12 protein-coding genes are annotated in these 16,764 nt (G+C 50.7%); 5 read left to right on the forward strand and 7 right to left on the reverse strand.

Annotated features, from left to right (window positions below; translation table 11 throughout):
- Nucleotides 1-84: 84 nt before the first annotated feature.
- Nucleotides 85-738: a paraquat-inducible protein A gene (locus ACJJIE_RS14805; protein WP_282931007.1), complete on the reverse strand. Its 654-nt coding sequence runs from the start codon at nt 736-738 to the stop codon at nt 85-87.
- 351 nt (nt 739-1,089) lie between these two features.
- On the opposite strand from ACJJIE_RS14805, the gene ACJJIE_RS14810 reads away from it, so the two are divergent.
- On the forward strand, nt 1,090-2,613 hold the full coding sequence (locus ACJJIE_RS14810; RefSeq protein WP_444892194.1) for a TolC family outer membrane protein: 1,524 nt from the start codon (nt 1,090-1,092) through the stop codon (nt 2,611-2,613).
- 14 nt (nt 2,614-2,627) lie between these two features.
- Here the strand turns inward: ACJJIE_RS14810 and waaA are convergent, their stop codons facing one another.
- Together waaA and ACJJIE_RS14820 are read right to left on the reverse strand one after the other, a co-directional pair.
- Complete coding sequence (gene waaA, locus ACJJIE_RS14815; protein ID WP_282931004.1) at nt 2,628-3,953, reverse strand: lipid IV(A) 3-deoxy-D-manno-octulosonic acid transferase; 1,326 nt, start codon at nt 3,951-3,953, stop codon at nt 2,628-2,630.
- A gap of 104 nt (nt 3,954-4,057) precedes the next feature.
- Nucleotides 4,058-4,978 carry a glycosyltransferase gene (locus tag ACJJIE_RS14820; protein WP_444892195.1) on the reverse strand — a complete coding sequence of 307 codons (921 nt, stop codon included), beginning with the start codon at nt 4,976-4,978 and terminating at the stop codon, nt 4,058-4,060.
- Nucleotides 4,979-5,215: 237 nt separating this feature from the next.
- On the opposite strand from ACJJIE_RS14820, the gene ACJJIE_RS14825 reads away from it, so the two are divergent.
- Both ACJJIE_RS14825 and ACJJIE_RS14830 read left to right on the forward strand, forming a co-directional pair.
- Complete coding sequence (locus ACJJIE_RS14825; protein WP_444892196.1) at nt 5,216-6,346, forward strand: glycosyltransferase family 4 protein; 1,131 nt, start codon at nt 5,216-5,218, stop codon at nt 6,344-6,346.
- A complete protein-coding gene (locus ACJJIE_RS14830) occupies nt 6,339-7,004 on the forward strand; it encodes a YrbL family protein (RefSeq protein ID WP_282931001.1) in 666 nt (221 codons plus the stop codon). The genes ACJJIE_RS14825 and ACJJIE_RS14830 overlap by 8 nt, the downstream gene beginning before the upstream one ends.
- Here ACJJIE_RS14830 and ACJJIE_RS14835 read toward each other — a convergent pair.
- The gene (locus ACJJIE_RS14835; protein ID WP_444892197.1) at nt 7,001-7,888 is read right to left on the reverse strand and encodes an ELM1/GtrOC1 family putative glycosyltransferase; all 888 of its coding nucleotides are present in this window, start codon (nt 7,886-7,888) and stop codon (nt 7,001-7,003) included. The two genes, ACJJIE_RS14830 and ACJJIE_RS14835, sit on opposite strands and share 4 nt — an antisense overlap.
- A gap of 353 nt (nt 7,889-8,241) precedes the next feature.
- Here ACJJIE_RS14835 and ACJJIE_RS14840 point away from each other — a divergent pair, with 353 nt between their 5' ends.
- A complete protein-coding gene (locus ACJJIE_RS14840; RefSeq protein ID WP_444892198.1) occupies nt 8,242-9,519 on the forward strand; it encodes an O-antigen ligase family protein in 1,278 nt (425 codons plus the stop codon).
- Between the two features lie 24 nt (nt 9,520-9,543).
- Nucleotides 9,544-10,887: a UDP-glucose dehydrogenase family protein gene (locus ACJJIE_RS14845; RefSeq protein WP_282930998.1), complete on the forward strand. Its 1,344-nt coding sequence runs from the start codon at nt 9,544-9,546 to the stop codon at nt 10,885-10,887.
- Nucleotides 10,888-10,939: 52 nt separating this feature from the next.
- On the opposite strand, the gene ACJJIE_RS14850 is transcribed toward ACJJIE_RS14845, so the two are convergent.
- The 3 genes from ACJJIE_RS14850 to tfpB form a co-directional block, all read right to left on the reverse strand.
- Nucleotides 10,940-11,893, reverse strand: coding sequence for a branched-chain amino acid transaminase (locus tag ACJJIE_RS14850; RefSeq protein ID WP_282930997.1), 954 nt, complete (start codon nt 11,891-11,893; stop codon nt 10,940-10,942).
- Nucleotides 11,894-11,952: 59 nt separating this feature from the next.
- Nucleotides 11,953-14,796 carry a bifunctional [glutamate--ammonia ligase]-adenylyl-L-tyrosine phosphorylase/[glutamate--ammonia-ligase] adenylyltransferase gene (glnE, locus tag ACJJIE_RS14855; RefSeq protein ID WP_444892199.1) on the reverse strand — a complete coding sequence of 948 codons (2,844 nt, stop codon included), beginning with the start codon at nt 14,794-14,796 and terminating at the stop codon, nt 11,953-11,955.
- A gap of 169 nt (nt 14,797-14,965) precedes the next feature.
- Nucleotides 14,966-16,741, reverse strand: coding sequence for a type IV pilus assembly ATPase TfpB (gene tfpB / locus ACJJIE_RS14860; RefSeq protein ID WP_444892200.1), 1,776 nt, complete (start codon nt 16,739-16,741; stop codon nt 14,966-14,968).
- Nucleotides 16,742-16,764: the final 23 nt, after the last annotated feature.

A 16,764-nucleotide genomic window follows, 5' to 3' on the forward strand; every position in this document is an offset into this window, starting at 1 on the left:
CAACGACCAATTTGGGGAAGAATAATTAATTGATGACAGCATAGGCAGCTGGTTAAGCCTTTCTTTAAACCTTTAATTGGTACGCTATTCACAAGCTTGTCCTTTAAGCGCACGACGTTGTGCCAAGCGGTGCCAAATTGCTGTTTGGTCAAAACTCAGGGAAGAGAGATTTGCCAGTAGCATCATGGCACCAAAACAGTACAGCCCCGGTTCTACCTCCATCTTGCCCAAATCCCGTAATTTAATCAGCGCCACCAAAATTCCGAGCATATAGACATCGAGCATGCCCCACTCTTTTATGTGCTGGTAAAAGCGAATAGCATTAGATACCGGCCGGTCAAGCCAGGCCCATGCGCTGCCCCAACAAATAAATAACAACAGGGCAAATTTACCTACCGGAGCTATAACGCTACAGAAAAGCACTAGCACCGAGAGCCAAATAAATCCCGCCTTGAAAAGAGAGTAAACGCCATTAAGCAAAGTGCTTTCTGCACCAAATGAGAACAGGGAAAAGTCGAGCAGCGGCAAGCTGACAGAGGGAATAAATAATAAGAGGCCGGTGAGGCTGAGAGCCAGGGTGTAGTAAATACTGTGATTGCCATTGCGATGCAAAGTACAGCGACATCGGGGACAAACCAGCTTTTGCCCCGGGGGCGCCAAGCTGCCGGTTAAAAGTAGATCGCATTCGTGACAGACTCTCTGCCAATCGGTCAGCACCGCGTTGTGCTCCTCATTCATGGACAGTCAGTCCTTGCCTTATTCTGCACAATTTTTGCCGCATCCAAATGCTTATGAGGCGCGTCTATTGAAATATAGGCCCTCAACCATTATTCAATGGGCCCGTATTATTGCCAAGAAATTACCGATAAACGCACATAGGTGTCGGTTTAACGAAGATATAGCAAAAAGCCGAAAGCCGTCTCGACGGTCGGTTTGACCCCGGGTAAACTCTCGCGACTGCTATTGGGGAGACTGGCAATATTAGTAATAACCGCAAGCTGGAGCCCTCTATATCCCCACTACATGACACCAGCTCCAAATAACTTGCAAAAGCTTGAAGACCGTACCCTCCACAGGAAGTCGAAACAGATGAAAAGAAGTAACCGCACAGAGCCGCAAGGCCGCAAGTTGCGTCCGCTGAAAAAACTAATCGCCGCTACGCTGCTGGGCCTGGGCGCTATGCAGGCACAAGCCGACACCCTGTGGGATATCTATACACAGGCCCTGGAGAATGATCCCGAGCTGGCCGCAGATCGCGCTGCTTACCATGCAGGTATCGAGGCTAAGTACCAGTTTCGCGCACTCTTGCTTCCTCAAGTGGAAGCCAACTATATAGCCGAAAGAAGCCATACCTATAGCGCCGCAAATAACTTCCAGCTCGTGGATGTCAGTGGAGAGGGTGAAGACGAAGATATTCAACTGATTAACTTCAGACCCAGAGTCACTGAGTCCGTACAAGAAAGAACCTACGCTGCCACCCTGAATCAAGCTATTTTTGATGCTCCAGCCTGGTTCGATTTCCAGCGGGGCAAGAGACTTACGGAACAGGCAACGGCAGAATTTAGCGCCAACCAGCAAGGAATGATGATTCGTGTTGCCACTGCGTATTTTGACGTGTTACGCGCTTACGATGTTCTAGAAGCTGCGATTGCTGAAGAGCAGGCTCTAGCCAAACAGCTGGAACAGACTCAGCAACGCTTTGAAGTGGGACTCACTGCAATTACTGACGTTTACGACTCCCAAGCGGCTTATGACAGCTCTGTCGCCCGCCGCCTCACCGCTCAGGATGACTTACTCAGCAATTTTGACGCCTTATCTGTTTTGACTGGTGGCTATCATGACGAAGTGGCACCTCTAATTGCCGACTTTAAGGTAACCCCCCCTACTCCATCGGATCGCGCCGACTGGGTTGAATTTGCCTTAGCAAATAATTTTGTTTTGAAAGCTGCACGCCTGGGAGCTGACGCAGCCCGATATAATGCCCGAGCAGTAGCCAGTGAGCACCTTCCCACAGTTACAGGGACACTTGCTTACTCAAATTTCACCGCTACTGGAGAACAAAAGGCCCGTACCACTGATGTATCTGGGACTCAGTTCGATAGATTTCCGCAAGATACAAAATCTTGGGAATCATCAGCAGCAGTTACCGTAACTATGCCGCTTTTCACCGGCGGTCTCCTCAGTGCGAATCGTCGGCAAGCTCGAAACCAAGCCTTCGAGGCCCAAGACCTGAGTATCCTGACAGAGAGAGATACTATACAAACCACCCGCACCCTTCACCGCGCAGTTGTCACTGATGTCTCCCGGGTCGCAGCCAGAGAGCAGGCTGTTGTTTCTGCTAAGAGTGCCCTGGATGCCACTCAGGCGGGGTATGAAGTGGGCACCCGAAATATTGTAGATGTGCTTCTGGCACAGCGGACCCTATTCGAATCACAAACCGATTACGCCAACTCACTGTACGATTACATCTTGAACTCATTGAGCTTGAAACAAGCTGCGGGGCTCCTATCACCCAAAGATCTTCAAGATCTGGATATGATGTTGAATCCCGCAAACGTTGTCTCCCGCGTCGAGGAAACTGGCGGCACTAGCCTTCCAGCTCCCTCGAAGTAACTGCCCAATTGCGACTACCAGAGAGCAGGGTTTTTATCCTCTCTCTGGCCCCCATCTCGAATTGCTAAGCTCTCCACTTCCTCCAGTAAACGCTGCAAAGCGCCACTATTTTCTAAAGCCACCGCCTTCGCTCTCTGCCCGACAGCCATTCTCTGTCCTACATCTTCCAGCCAGACCTGAACCTGTAATGCCATCGACTCACCATCCTCAACTACAGCCATGGCCCCGGCCTCCTGCAGTAAGCTGGATACGGTGGAGAAATTGTGCAGATGCGGGCCAGAAATAACCGGCACACCCCAGGCAGCAGGTTCAATCATATTATGGCCACCAACAGAAACTAGGCTGCCCCCCACAAAGGCAATGTCACAGGCTCCATAAAAGCGCAGTAATTCCCCCATGGTATCTCCCAGGAGAACCTCATCAGAAGCTTCTACGGCCGTGCCTTCACTCCTGCGAGTGAGTCTAAACCCTCGCTCTTTGCACAGGCGAGCAACACCGTCAAATCGCTGAGGGTGCCGAGGAACCAGAACCAGCAGCAAATCACTAAATTTTTTCTTTAGGATGGAGAAAGCCTCCAAAACAACCTCATCCTCTCCCACATGAGTGCTCGCAGCCAACCATATAGGCCTGCCTGACTTCCCCCGCCACTGGTGCGCCAATGCCTGGGCTTCACTTGCCAACCCCAAGTCAATACTGAGGTCAAACTTAATATTGCCATTGGCCACTGCCCGCTCGCTTGGCAACCCCAGATCGATAAACCTCTGCATATCGGCAGGATACTGAGCCACAACACGATCAAGATAACCCAACATCCTGCAAGTTAAAGAGGGAAAGCGGCCGTAGCCCCGCGCAGATTTTTCACTAAGTCGCGCGTTAGCCAGTAAAGTGGGGATCTTCCTACTTGAGCAGAGCTTGAGTAAGTTAGGCCAAAGCTCAGTTTCTATAATCACTAGAACACTAGGATTTAGCGCATTGAGAAATGGCACCAGGCACTCGGGCAGGTCGTAAGGCAGGTAGTAGTGAAGCAGGCGGCCGCCAAGAATTGGCTTCAGGGCTTCATGAACGCGCTCAGATCCGGTGGGGGTTGTGGTCGTTACCAGCCATTGCCAATCTGTGTGCCGAGCAGCCAGCTTAGAAATCACTGGTACAGCGGCCAGGGTCTCACCTACAGAAACAGAGTGAACCCAAATCAACGGTGCCCTGCTATGCCTTTTGGGCACCTGACCCAATCGTTCTCTCAAACGCTGCCGGTAAGCAGGCTGGCTGCGCCCTCTCCACCAGAGGCGCAGCAGGACAACAGGTAAAAACAGACGGAAGAGCCAGGAATAAAGTGTTTGCATGGAGCGGGCGTCACCAAAAGATCAATATTGCCACCAAAGGAGGCGCTATGATGACGGTTATCTCTTCTGTGGAAAACACCCTCTTAGAGACGCCCCAAAACTAATTAGTGATCTACCACCCGGTAAAACTCTGAACGCACTCCAAAAACACCACAGGCCATACCCGCAGAGCGGCAAGCGCGAAGCCAGGGCCCAGACCCCAAACGCTTGCCACCAATAACCATTCCTAAAATACAGCCTAAACTGGAGATCAATAACTGTCCCAATGCAGATACAAAGATACTGGGATGGCTGCGACCTTTGGCAAGTTTATGCTTCGCCAGAGTAATACCAGCTGAGAATTTCCTACGCGATAACCAGCGCATATTGGCCCGACTCTCTGGTACAGCTTCGTATACTTTAGCCTCCAGACAGTAGAGAATCTCTCCCCCCTTTGCTTTGTACTCTGTGAAAAAAATCACATCTGTACCAGCACCGAGAGGGTCTTGTTCATTAAATCTCAAACTTAATGAGCGAATACTGCTCATCGGTATTAGCACATTACTGGTCGCGCAGTAATTGAGCTCTTCACCAGTTTTCCGCTTTTGCCGATAAAAAATATGGGAATAGTATGCAGGAACAGAATCGGGCCAACGTCGAATAACGCTACCACAAACTACACTATTGCCCCCCAGCTTCTGCGAATAATCATAAAGCTGGATTAACCAATCGGCCTCTACCCATTCATCATCATCGATGAAAACCAAGTAGTCAGCCCCCATATTATTGAGCTCGTCGATACAACGATTGCGGGCACAGGGAATACCTCGCTGCTCTTCCACGGCACAATTGAGGGGAAAGGGGAAGCTCTCCGACAGTTCGTCTACAACTTTCCTACCCGCCTGAGCATCCGAATCATTATCGACAATCAGTGCAGCCACATTTAAATCTGAAGGCAGCTGGAGTTTGGCCAAGCTTTGCAAGGAGTTGCGAAGCCGCTCTGGTCGCTGATAGGTGCAAATACAGATCACTAACAAGGGGTGCAATGTAAACTCCAGATTACGGCCAAATACAGGTCGGTTATAGGCATCTGAATTGGGTTAAAAAAGAATCAGCCTATACCCTTAACAATGACCTGTCTATAATACCACTTTTGCCAAATGCTTTATCAGGGCATCTATGCTCCACATTATACGCTTGCGCCCGACCTTCCCCACTAAAACAAAACTCACTAGTCAAATTAGTTTAATAAACAACCTCCTTAACTGCCGGTATATCTCCCCATGAAAATTATGCAGCTTTTGCCCGCCCTGAACTCCGGGGGGGTTGAAAGGGGAACTGTTGATCTTGCCCGTTTCCTGGTAGCAGAAGGGCATCAGTCAGTCGTTATCTCCAGCGGGGGGGCAATGGTCGAGCAGCTCAAAGCTGAAGGCTCAAGCCATATTGCGCTACCAATTCACAAAAAGTCCCTTTTCAGCCTCCTTCAAGTCAGGCCACTCCGGGAAATCATCTCCCGCGAAAAGCCCGATATCCTTCACGTACGCTCCCGAGTTCCAGCATGGCTAACTTACTTGGCCTGGAGAAAACTTGACCCGGTTGAACGCCCCCGCCTTGTCAGCACGGCTCACGGCCTCTACTCAATTAACCGCTACAGTGCCATCATGGCGCAGACAGAGCAGGTCATTGCCATTTCTGAGTGTGTGAACAACTACTTACTGGAAAATTACGCGGAATACTTGCAACGCCCTCCGCAGATTGTCTACCGGGGGGTAGATACAGATGAATTCAAACCCAATACTTACCCACCTGAGACCTGGTACCAACAAATACACCAGGAATTCCCTGAGCTTGCGGGCAAATGCTGGCTTCTCTTGCCAGGCCGACTGACCCGCTGGAAAGGGCAGGAAGACTTTATCGACCTCATCCATCAGCTGATCAAAAGCCGAACAGATATACACGGTGTTATTCTTGGTGGAGCAGAAAAGAATAAACAGCATTACGCCGATGAATTAGAGCAGAAAATTCGCTCATTGAAGCTTGAGGATCACCTCACTTTGGTTGGTCATCGTAGTGATATACGTCACTGGTATAGTGCGTCCAGTTTGGTGTATAACCTATCACGTCGACCCGAGCCATTTGGCAGAACCGTTATAGAATCCGCCGCGATTGGCACTCCTATTATCGGTTATAACATTGGGGGCCCGGCAGAGTCGCTGAATGCCTGTTTCCCTCAAGGGTTAGTTGATATCAATGATTCAAAAGCTTTACTCACGCGTACTCAAGAGCTGCTCGGCAGCCCTGAACAGAAGCCTCACCTTTCTACCGAATTCACTTTGGGTAGACAGGCCGAACACACCATTGAAATCTACAAGAGCCTACTCACAGAGCGTACCGGAGCCAGCCCGAGTGATTGATTTGAGCCAGAGCGAGCCGTTTGCCAGTGGAGGCAATCGCTTTTGCTACCGACATCCGCAAAGACCAGAAATCTGCGTCAAAGTGATGCGACCAGGGCGAACCTCTGAGCTACTGGGACGGGCGCCCTGGTACAAAACTTGGCGTGGGGAGTCTTATTTTGATGACAATCTTCGTGAGCTGGAGGGCTATAGCCAACGAGCTCTTGCCAGTAATCGAGATGGACTTTGGCAGCATTTGCCAAGGTGGTATGGGATACAAGAGACTAACTTGGGGCCCGCAGCAGTTACCGACATGATTCTCGATCGCGATGGCAGTCCAGCATCCACTCTGCGCCAATACCTGAATGAATATGGCCTTGATACTGAAGTACGTGCCTCTTTACAGCGCTTTTCCGAGTGGCTACTTGAATATGAAGTACTCACCAAAAACCTAATTGCCCACAATCTGGTCCTACGAAAGGAAAATGGAGAACTGCAGACCTACCTGATTGATGGATTGGGCTGCGCCTCTTTCCTACCCTTACCAAAAGTTTCCAGCTACTTCGCAAAACGCTATATCCACCGTCGTATCGCGCGTATGTGGCTGAGAGTCGAGTGGGAAATATCCAATAAGGAAACCCCTTGGCGAAAATTTGAAGCCGAGGGGCTCAAACGCTAGCGACTTGGCAATCCTGATCGGCGTAGCAATGCTTGGGCACAAAGCAGATATTGGTTAAGGGGATCCCGCCCAGCCCCTTCTTTCACTTCAAACCGTTCGCTGACCAATCCTTGGTCCAAAAGCCTTAAAACCGCTGATCGTACTTTATTTGATTGACTGCGGCTCGGAACCCGAATCACACCTATCTGGGCTCGACTTTGCAGCGACTCGAATAGCATGGAGATACTGTCCTCAGTAACCCAGATTCTCTCTGCTTGAGACAATTGCTCCTGAAGCCAACCCGCCGGACACGAAAGCCAATCAACCAACTTCGCGCGCCCCCTCCCCAGCTCCACCATTGTGCCTTCCGGAGTTCTCCTACTGTCAGAAATACACCAGTCCAAGGGTTGAGCCAATAACTTATCAACCTGCTCCCGGATTGAGTCTGAATTCCAGCTGTAATGCTTACTGGGCCCACCCAATAAAATAAGCCCTTTGCCAGCTTGCAGTGCACCTTCCTGTAAAGGTTCGGTCAGGGCGCCCTGACTCACAATGACATTGGGTAGCGGCGGGGGACGGTCGTGTTCTGGAACGATGGCAAAATCAAACCAGCGATAAGGCCACAACGGACGGTTAATTGCTACTGCGCGACCACCAAACCTGTAACGCGCGGACAACATGGGAAGACGACTGCGTCGGCCAGTACCAATCAGAAAATCAGGGGTTGGAAGGCTTTCCAGCCACTTTCCTGGTTTAAAAACAATACGATTGGCACTGTACTCAGGCGGTATGTCGAAGGCCTGTAACTTCCCGGCAAAGCTCCTGCGCAACCCTTCTATGAGAGCAGCACTCTGCTTTTCATGAGCCCGGTTGCCATCCAGAAAACGCCAAACAGTAAGTTGCAATATTGAACCCTAAACTACTAAAACATCGAGGAGATAGCGCAGTGTACATAGCGCATGCCAGTGGAGCTACTGTAACAAGGCTATGGGAGCCCCAAAACATCCAGTATACTGCCTACCATACCCTTCCAGGGAGCTCCAAAGGGTGCCCCTAGTGAATCTATACCTAAGGAGGCCCCGTTAAAGCGCTCAGCCAAATAGATATCCGCTATTACTTTGTGTAAAGCCCCACAATTATCACCAAAAAGCAAAATTTGAGCGCTCATGGACAACAGACTTTTATATAGTACCCACCCATACAGCCTATTTCCGCGCACATCATTACAATATTTTCTGAATGGCCGACAGTTGCACCTATGCCTGAACTTGGAAGTACTCTAAACAAGCTTTCCCAGCCCGTTTATCGCCAGCAAAGCTCACTGTGGATTTCAGGTCTCCTCAAATGGGCCTTTCTCGGGTTATTTCTGCTGGTATGTGGCTACTATGTTTCCCCTAAGGTATCAGGGGTACAAACCAGCTTCTATCTAACTTTACTACCCACAGCCTTTCTACTGCTGGCATGGAGAAAGAGCTATCGTTTCTTAATTTCCTGGCAATTCCTAACCTTTTGTAGCCTGCCAATCATTCTAGCTCTATCAACGCTGTGGGCCTCACCGGATACCGCAGATGTTTATAGACAGCCTGATTACTACTGGAAATTGGTGTTATACCTAGCTCTATTCTACTGCGCTGTTTTCTTCCTGTTAGAGCAGTACGGTGACAACATCCTCCATAAGCTATTGCTCTCACTTATTGTGATTGGATTGCTATCCGGTGTTGCCTCATTAATTTATTACTCCCTTGACGGCGGATTACAGGATCTGCGCCGGATTGGCGGTATATCTCTCGAGGGTAATATTGATAAAACAGGAATGCTGTTTGGCTTCCACGCTCTTTTTTGCTGCTACGGTCTCTACCAAAAACCCCGCATTTGGCGCTGGTTATCAGGAGCAGGCTTACTTACGTCCTGCATCTATATAGTTTTGTCACAGACCAAGGTCCCGATTGTTATGGCGGGCTTCTCAATCTTCTTGGTTGTATTCGGCAATCTTTCGCGCCTGCTGAAAATATTAGTTGTTGTGGCTATCGTCTGTGTACTGCCATTGGCCTATTTTGCCTTGTACGGTGACTTGCCCCTTTTACATCGGGGTAGTGCCTACTCTGTTCGCCTGACACTCTGGCAAAAAGCCTTTGAGGAGTTCCTGCAAGCCCCGCTACTTGGCCAGGGGTTAGTGCACAAGAAATTTATTGAGCTAAACAGGATGGTACCCCATCCTCACAACTTCCTTCTGGATATCGCGCGTTTTAGCGGACTACTGGGGCTGGCAGCCTGTGCCTGGCAGGGGCTTACAACCCTGTGGACAGTGAGATCCAGGGAGAGACTTTTGAGCTGGATTCCAGGCTTGTATTTCACCTGGTTCCTATTCGGCGTACTAGCAATGCTGACATACGCCCAGCAACCTTTGGCAAAGCCCAATTATATTTGGTTCTTTTACTGGATTCCCCTAGCTATCCTGCTGGCACGAAGCAGCATTGAAGATCGGGGTTTGAGTCAATATAAAACTATCCAGGAAAGTAACCCTCAAAAACAGTAACCGCTGAGAGATAGAGTCACACTGATGAATGTAACCGTATTTGGCACCGGCTATGTGGGCCTGGTGCAAGCAGCAGTCTTAGCTGAAGCTGGCAATAAAGTAGTTTGTATCGATATAGACGCGGACAAGATCAACCGCCTCAAGCAGGGTATTATCCCTATTTATGAGCCAGGCCTGGAGCCTATGGTGAAGAACAGTATCACCACTGGCAATCTATCTTTTTCAACTGATGCGGCCTTCGGTGTAGAACACGGTGAGCTGATTTTTATAGCCGTGGGCACTCCTCCAGATGAGGACGGCTCAGCAGACCTTCGACATGTGTTGACTGTTGCAAGAACCATTGCCAAGCACATGGAGTGCAAGAAATACATCATCAACAAATCCACAGTACCTGTGGGTACGGCCGACAAAGTACGAGCTGCTGTTGAGGAAGAATTGGCCGAGCGGGATAAGTCCGATATGCCATTCGATGTTATTTCCAACCCTGAATTCCTCAAGGAAGGTTCGGCACTGAATGACTGTATGCGGCCAGACCGAATTATTATCGGCACCTCCGAAGCAGAATCAGAACAGAAGCTTCGCCACCTCTATGCGCCATTCAACCGCAATCACGAAAAGATCCTGGTGATGGACGTTAAAAGTGCGGAACTGACCAAGTATGCCGCCAACTGTATGCTGGCAACCAAGATCAGCTTTATGAATGAAATGGCAAATATTGCCGATAAAGTGGGCGCTGATATTGAGGCAGTTCGGGCAGGCATAGGTTCAGATCCGCGAGTTGGTTACCAGTTTATCTACGCCGGTATCGGCTACGGTGGCTCCTGCTTCCCGAAAGATGTGAAAGCCCTGATTTCCTCAGCCCAACAACTGGGCATTGCCGCAGATATTCTCGCTGCCGTGGAATCTCGCAACGAGCGTCAAAAACACTATCTCGCCGAAAAAATCCTGCGCCACTTCAAGGGAGATATTCAGGGCAAAACTTTCGCGCTCTGGGGACTGTCATTTAAACCCAATACAGATGATATGCGCGAAGCCCCCAGCCGCGTACTGTTAGCTCGACTATGGGAGCAGGGTGCGAAGGTACGGGCATTTGATCCAGAGGCTATGGAGGAGTGCCAGCGAATTTTTGGCGATCGCGAAGACCTGACTCTATGCGACTCCAAAACAGAGGCCTTACAAGGTGCCGATGCCCTGATTGTCGCGACCGAATGGCAACAGTTCAAATCTCTGGATATTGATGAAGTTAGCGCCATTCTCAGTGCGCCGGTTGTGTTTGACGGACGCAACCAGTACGAGCCAGAGGAAATGCGCGAGGCAGGCTTTGATTATTACTGCGTGGGACGCCCGGACACCACCAGCTCTTATTAAGTAAACCTTACTCAAAATAAAAACCCGGCATCTGCCGGGTTTTTATTTTGATTCATGCTATACGCATTTTCACTTCAGCCTGACCCGCCACATCACTGAGCCACCCCCGATGCGCGGCACTCCGCCCATGTACCACATCAAAATAAAGATTTTGCAAACGCCCGGTGATAGGGCCACGGCGACCGCTGCCGATGGAGCGCCCATCTAATTCACTAATCGGCAATACTTCTGCCGCCGTACCGGTAAAAAATGCTTCGTCAGCGATATAAACTTCATCTCGGGTAATACGCTTCTCTACCACCCTATAGCCGCACTCCCGTGCCAGCTCAATAACTGTGTCGCGGGTAATTCCATCCAGGCACGACGTCAGCTCTGGCGTATATATCGTCCCGTCGCGAACAATGAAGACATTTTCTCCGCTACCTTCAGCAACATAACCCTCGGGGTCCAGTAACAACGCCTCTTCGCAGCCATTGCGCACAGCTTCCTGTAGCGCCAGCATCGAGTTTATATAGTTACCATTGGCCTTCGCCTTACACATGCTGATATTCACATGATGTCGGGTATATGAGGAGGTATTCACCTTAATACCCTGCTCCAGGGCCTCGGGGCTCATATAACTGGGCCACTCCCAGGAAGCAATAATCACATGAGTTGACAGGTTTTCTGCACGCAATCCCATTCCCTCTGACCCGTAAAATACCATTGGTCTCAAGTAAGCTTGCCGCAAGTTATTTTCGCGCACCACAAGTCGCTGAGCTTCATTCAACTCATCGGCACTATAGGGCATCGAGATATTCATTATTTTCGCGGAGCGAAACAACCGACGGGTGTGCTCCTGCAAACGAAAGATACTGGTACCAGTGTCGGTTTCATAAGCCCGTACGCCTTCAAACACCCCCATTCCATAGTGCAGGGTATGAGTGAGGACATGCACCCGGGCATCGCGCCAGGGAACCAATTCACCATCAAACCAGATAACGCCGTCGCGGTCGGCAAAAGACATGGGTAACTCCTACAAATCCTGAAAAACAGTTTAATCGGGCAGCAGGTGGAAACCCGGTATTAACCGAGTAATTGCTGCCAGTTTGTTTGAACGGTCTTTCTTTCCGCTGTGAATTGGTCATCGCTCACAATCCCTGGCAGTTGTTGTAGTGCCAGGCGATGACCTTCAGATCGGTAGGCTTTGTAGGCGTCGATCAGATGTCCGGCTTGTTGGGCCGGCATCAGGCCCGCGTCAATTAGACTTTCGAGAATGCGGATATTATCGGTATACCGCACGATCGAGGGCGAAGTTTTTGCCCAGGCCAGAGCAGCATATTGAACCATAAATTCAATATCGACAATACCGCCCTCACCGTGCTTTAGGTCAAATTTTTTATCGTTGCTCTTATCGAGGTGCGCACGCATTTTATTGCGCATTTCCACCACCTCATCACGCAATTTATCGCTCTTTCGCGACTGGCAAAGCAATTTCGTACGCAACTGTTGGAACGACTCACTCAGGCGGAGACTACCGGCGACAGATCGGGCTCTCACCAGAGCCTGATGCTCCCAAGTCCAGGCACTCTCCCTCTGGTATTTTTCAAAGGCAGCAACTGAAGTCACCAAGAGTCCTGAATTACCCGAGGGGCGCAGTCTTGTATCTACCTCATAAAGAGGCCCGCTCAATGTACGGGTTTGTAATATGTGGATAAGTCGCTGTGCCAATCGAGTAAAAAAGCTCAAGTTATCAATACTAGTTTTACCGTCAGTAACCTGCATCGCATCCGCATCGTGCACAAAAACAATATCCAAGTCAGAACCGTGGCCAAGCTCCAATCCCCCCAGCTTTCCATAGGCGATAATGGCAAAGTGCATGTCCTCAGCCGAGGCCCCCGCAGGCACACCATATTTATCCACCATCTGTGCCCAGGCGAGTTGCAATGACTGCTGCAATATCGTCTCAGCCAACCAGGTAAGGGAATCACTGACTTTCATCAAAGGCAGGGCACCATTCACTTCTTGTGCCGCAATGCGCAGGCTTTGACTCTGTTTAAAATATCGCAGCGCCTCCATTTGCAATTCCAGATCTTCGGGATCAATCCGCAACAATTCGAGACGCAGCTCATTGGCAATATCTGCCGCCGTAGAGGGTGCCAATAACCTGCGCGAATCCAGCAGCTCATCCAGCAGGATTGGATGGCGCGCAAGTTGCTCAGCAATCCATGGACTGGCGCTACAGAGGCGTACCAGCTGGTTGAGCACGGGGGGATTTTCATTGATCAGGACGAGATAGGCACTGCGACGTAGTACTGATCGCACTAGAGGTAAAACACGGGTTAGCACTAACGAGCTGTCAGCCTGTAACCCCGCTGCGGCCAGTAGGGTAGGCATAAATTGGTCCAGGCGCGCACGGGAAGAAGCCGGTAGTGCTGCAACCATTGTTGACTGGCACAGCTCTTTTAAGTGCTCGAGCGCCTGCGGTGGCGGAAGAAACCCTGCACTCTCCAAAATCTGCAAATTCTCTTCATCAGCAGTTTCATCGGCGCAACTTGCCCAGAGTCCCTGCCACTCCTCAGCCACACTGGGGGCAGCCATTTCCTCCGGTGGAGCGATCACTGTGTCAAACTCCCGTTCAACTAAGGAACGAACGGCGACCAGCTCACTCTCCAGTTGCTCCCAGTTGTCACGGCCCAGGGCAAATGCCAATTTTTCCCTTTCTTCCTTCTCCGCTGGGAGCGCCTGTGTTTGTTGATCCCGGCATGCCTGAAGAGCGTGTTCAACTCTCCGCAGCAGCAAATAACAACTGGTCAATTCACTGGCCACACCCGGTTCAACATGGCCATCACTTTCCAAAAGGGGTAGTAATTTGAGCAAACTGCGCTCGCGCAGCGCGGGCTCCCGCCCTCCGCGAATTAACTGAAATACCTGGGCAATAAATTCCAACTCTCGAATGCCACCCCGCCCAAGTTTGATATTGTCTGTTAAACCGCGAGCGCGTACCTGCCGCTGTATCAGGGCTTTCATTTCGCGCAAAGCGTCAATAGCACTGAAATCGATATAGCGGCGATAAGTAAATGGGCGCAATAGCTCCATCAACTCTTCAGCAAACTCCTCCCTGCCAGCAACTGGGCGAGCTTTAACCATGGCATAGCGCTCCCACTCACGCCCTTGAGTCTGGTAATAGTCCTCCAGAGCGGCGAAATGGCTTACCAAGGGGCCACTGTCACCATAGGGGCGCAAACGCATATCTACACGGAAGACAAAACCATCCGCATTGATTCCATCTAATGATTTAATCAAGCGCTGGCCAAGTTTTTGGAAAAATTGCTGATTTTCTATGCTCTTTTCACCATCGGTATAACCGGGCTCAGGGTAGGCAAAAATCAAATCGATATCCGATGAGAGGTTGAGTTCCCGGGCTCCCAATTTGCCCATTCCCAACACCACCATCGACTGACTATCGCCAGCTCTACTACGAGGCTCGCCATAGCGTTCAACTAACTTCTCATGGTGCCATTGCATCGCCGTACGAATGGATAGCTCTGCCAATTCACTGAGGCGCAGACATGCCTGGGGAATATCCCACTGTCCGGCAAAATCGCGAAATATGACCTCAGTCGTTACCCGGTTGCGCAATAAGCGCAATTGAAGGTCTAACCCCTCATCACTTTCTATGGTCGGCAGGGAGAGTCCAAGATCTTGTTTAAGCAACAAATCCCGTAAAAGCTCTGGGCGGCGACAGCACTGTTGATAAAAAAATTCTGAACCAATTAAGCTCCGAGCCACTCCTTGCGCAAGCAATGGCTCTGCCAGCAAGCTCTCCACCTCAACAACAAGCGCGGCCTCCGCCAGTTCACACCAGTCATGCCAAAGTGACTGAAGTTGAGCGCGGATGGGTTTTGGGCACTGAATGTTGTCAAACATGAGGGTCGATCCTTGGTGCGAATATCAGCGGGCAATTCTGCCTAGCTATCGGCATTCCGATAGCTAGCGGTGGTATCGGATAATGATGAGTGGCCGAGCAAGCCCGCCCCTCGCGTCACTTCACTGGCCTCTACATCTTCAAACAGTTATCTCAGAGAGGCCACCCAAGCTAAAAAGCGATATCCGGCGGTGGGGCGACCCTCAATACCTCTGCCACAGTGGTCAAACCCGCCGCTACTTTTTTCGCGCCGGAAAGCCTCAGGCTATTCATACCTTCGCGCATCGCCTGGCGCCGCAGTTGCTGTAGATCACAATCGGAGGTGACAATAGCTTGTACCGATTCGCTAAATGGCAGGATTTCATAAATTCCCTGACGCCCACGATAACCCGTATTACGACACTCCAGGCAACCTCCCGGCCGGTAGACTTTGTCCGGCAACGGCGCTCTCCAGGGTTTCACCAGAGACTGCCAATCGACCTCTTCAATTTTGTCCTCCTGTTTGCAACTGGGACATAGTGTCCGTACCAAGCGCTGGGCCATCACCCCGAGAATGGTGGACTTCAATAAATAATGCGGCAAGCCCAGATCCAATAAGCGGGTAACCGCTGTTGGAGCGTCATTGGTATGCAGGGTTGAGATAACCAGGTGGCCTGTCAGTGCCGCTTGAACCGCCATCTGAGCGGTTTCCAGGTCACGAATTTCACCAACCATGATGATATCGGGGTCCTGGCGCATCAGGGTTCTGATACCTGCAGCAAAATCAAAGCCGATAGAGTGATGAACCTGGGTTTGGTTAAAGCTCTCTTCCACCATTTCGATAGGATCTTCAATCGTGGAAACATTCACTGCACTGGTGGCCAACTGCTTAAGACCAGTATACAAAGTTGTGGTTTTACCCGAACCGGTAGGGCCCGTAACCAACACAATACCATTCGGCCGTGACAGCATCGCTTTCCAACGAGCCAAGTCGTCACCACCTAACCCCAGGTCAGAATAAGATCGCGCGAGAACCTCCGGGTCGAAGATCCGCATAACCAGCTTCTCGCCAAAAGCAGTGGGTAGCGTGGAGAGGCGCAACTCTACCTCGCTACCATCGGGTCTTTTGGTCTTGATACGTCCATCCTGGGGTTTGCGTTTCTCCGCCACGTTCATGCGGCCAAGAATTTTCAGGCGACTGGTAATCGCGGCATTCACCTGGTCAGGTAGCTCGTGGATCGGGTGCAACACGCCATCAATGCGGAAGCGAATACGCCCCACCTCCCTGCGAGGTTCAATATGGATATCACTGGCGCGCTGGTCAAAGGCGTGCTGCAAAAGCCAATCGACAATATTGACGATGTGCTGATCGTTGGCTTCCGGGTCCTTTAAAGCGCCCAGCTCCAGTAGCTGCTCGAAATTATTGGCTACTGAGGTTCCCTGAAGGCCGCTGGCACCGGAGATTGAGTTGGAAAGCGAATAAAACTCAACACAATGCCGCTTGATATCAGCCGGATCAGCCACCACACGGCGCACCCTGCGGCCACTGGTATGCTCCAGCTGCTCTTCCCAACCATGGGTAAACGGCTGGGCAGTTGCCACCAACAGCTCCTCAGCGCCCGCCTCGACACAAAGGATTTGGTGACGCTTGGCAAACTGAAAGCTCATCACCTCAGTGACAGCGCTCACATTAATCTTCAGCGGATCAATATGATACAAGGGGTGAGAGGAAATATCCGCCAGCCAGGCACTGAGGGTTTCACTATTCAGAAGCCTGCCGGGCTGCTTTTGATTGGCAAGATCACAACTGGCGATATAGCTAAGCGGGTGCATCTGGGCCTGCTCAGCAGTGCGTGGAGTGCCGATGATCCGGTTGGCATCTTCTCGGCTGACAAAGCCCTGCTCCACCAAATCTTCCAATAAACCGCGCAGTTCCAGTAGTCGGTCTGCAACTCTGTCCTCTGCCATTGGCAACCCCTTTATTCTCATAT

This window comes from Microbulbifer maximicatervae (SeqCode), assembly GCF_052467325.1.

Coding starts and splice junctions, on each gene's coding strand:
- tfpB (WP_444892200.1), bottom strand. CDS start 16,741: ATGGCAGAGGACAGAGTTGCAGACCGACTACTGGAACTGCGCGGTTTA.
- ACJJIE_RS14845 (WP_282930998.1), top strand. CDS start 9,544: ATGAATGTAACCGTATTTGGCACCGGCTATGTGGGCCTGGTGCAAGCA.
- ACJJIE_RS14810 (WP_444892194.1), top strand. CDS start 1,090: ATGAAAAGAAGTAACCGCACAGAGCCGCAAGGCCGCAAGTTGCGTCCG.
- ACJJIE_RS14825 (WP_444892196.1), top strand. CDS start 5,216: ATGAAAATTATGCAGCTTTTGCCCGCCCTGAACTCCGGGGGGGTTGAA.
- ACJJIE_RS14840 (WP_444892198.1), top strand. CDS start 8,242: ATGCCTGAACTTGGAAGTACTCTAAACAAGCTTTCCCAGCCCGTTTAT.
- waaA (WP_282931004.1), bottom strand. CDS start 3,953: ATGCAAACACTTTATTCCTGGCTCTTCCGTCTGTTTTTACCTGTTGTC.
- ACJJIE_RS14805 (WP_282931007.1), bottom strand. CDS start 738: ATGAATGAGGAGCACAACGCGGTGCTGACCGATTGGCAGAGAGTCTGT.
- ACJJIE_RS14850 (WP_282930997.1), bottom strand. CDS start 11,893: ATGTCTTTTGCCGACCGCGACGGCGTTATCTGGTTTGATGGTGAATTG.
- glnE (WP_444892199.1), bottom strand. CDS start 14,796: ATGTTTGACAACATTCAGTGCCCAAAACCCATCCGCGCTCAACTTCAG.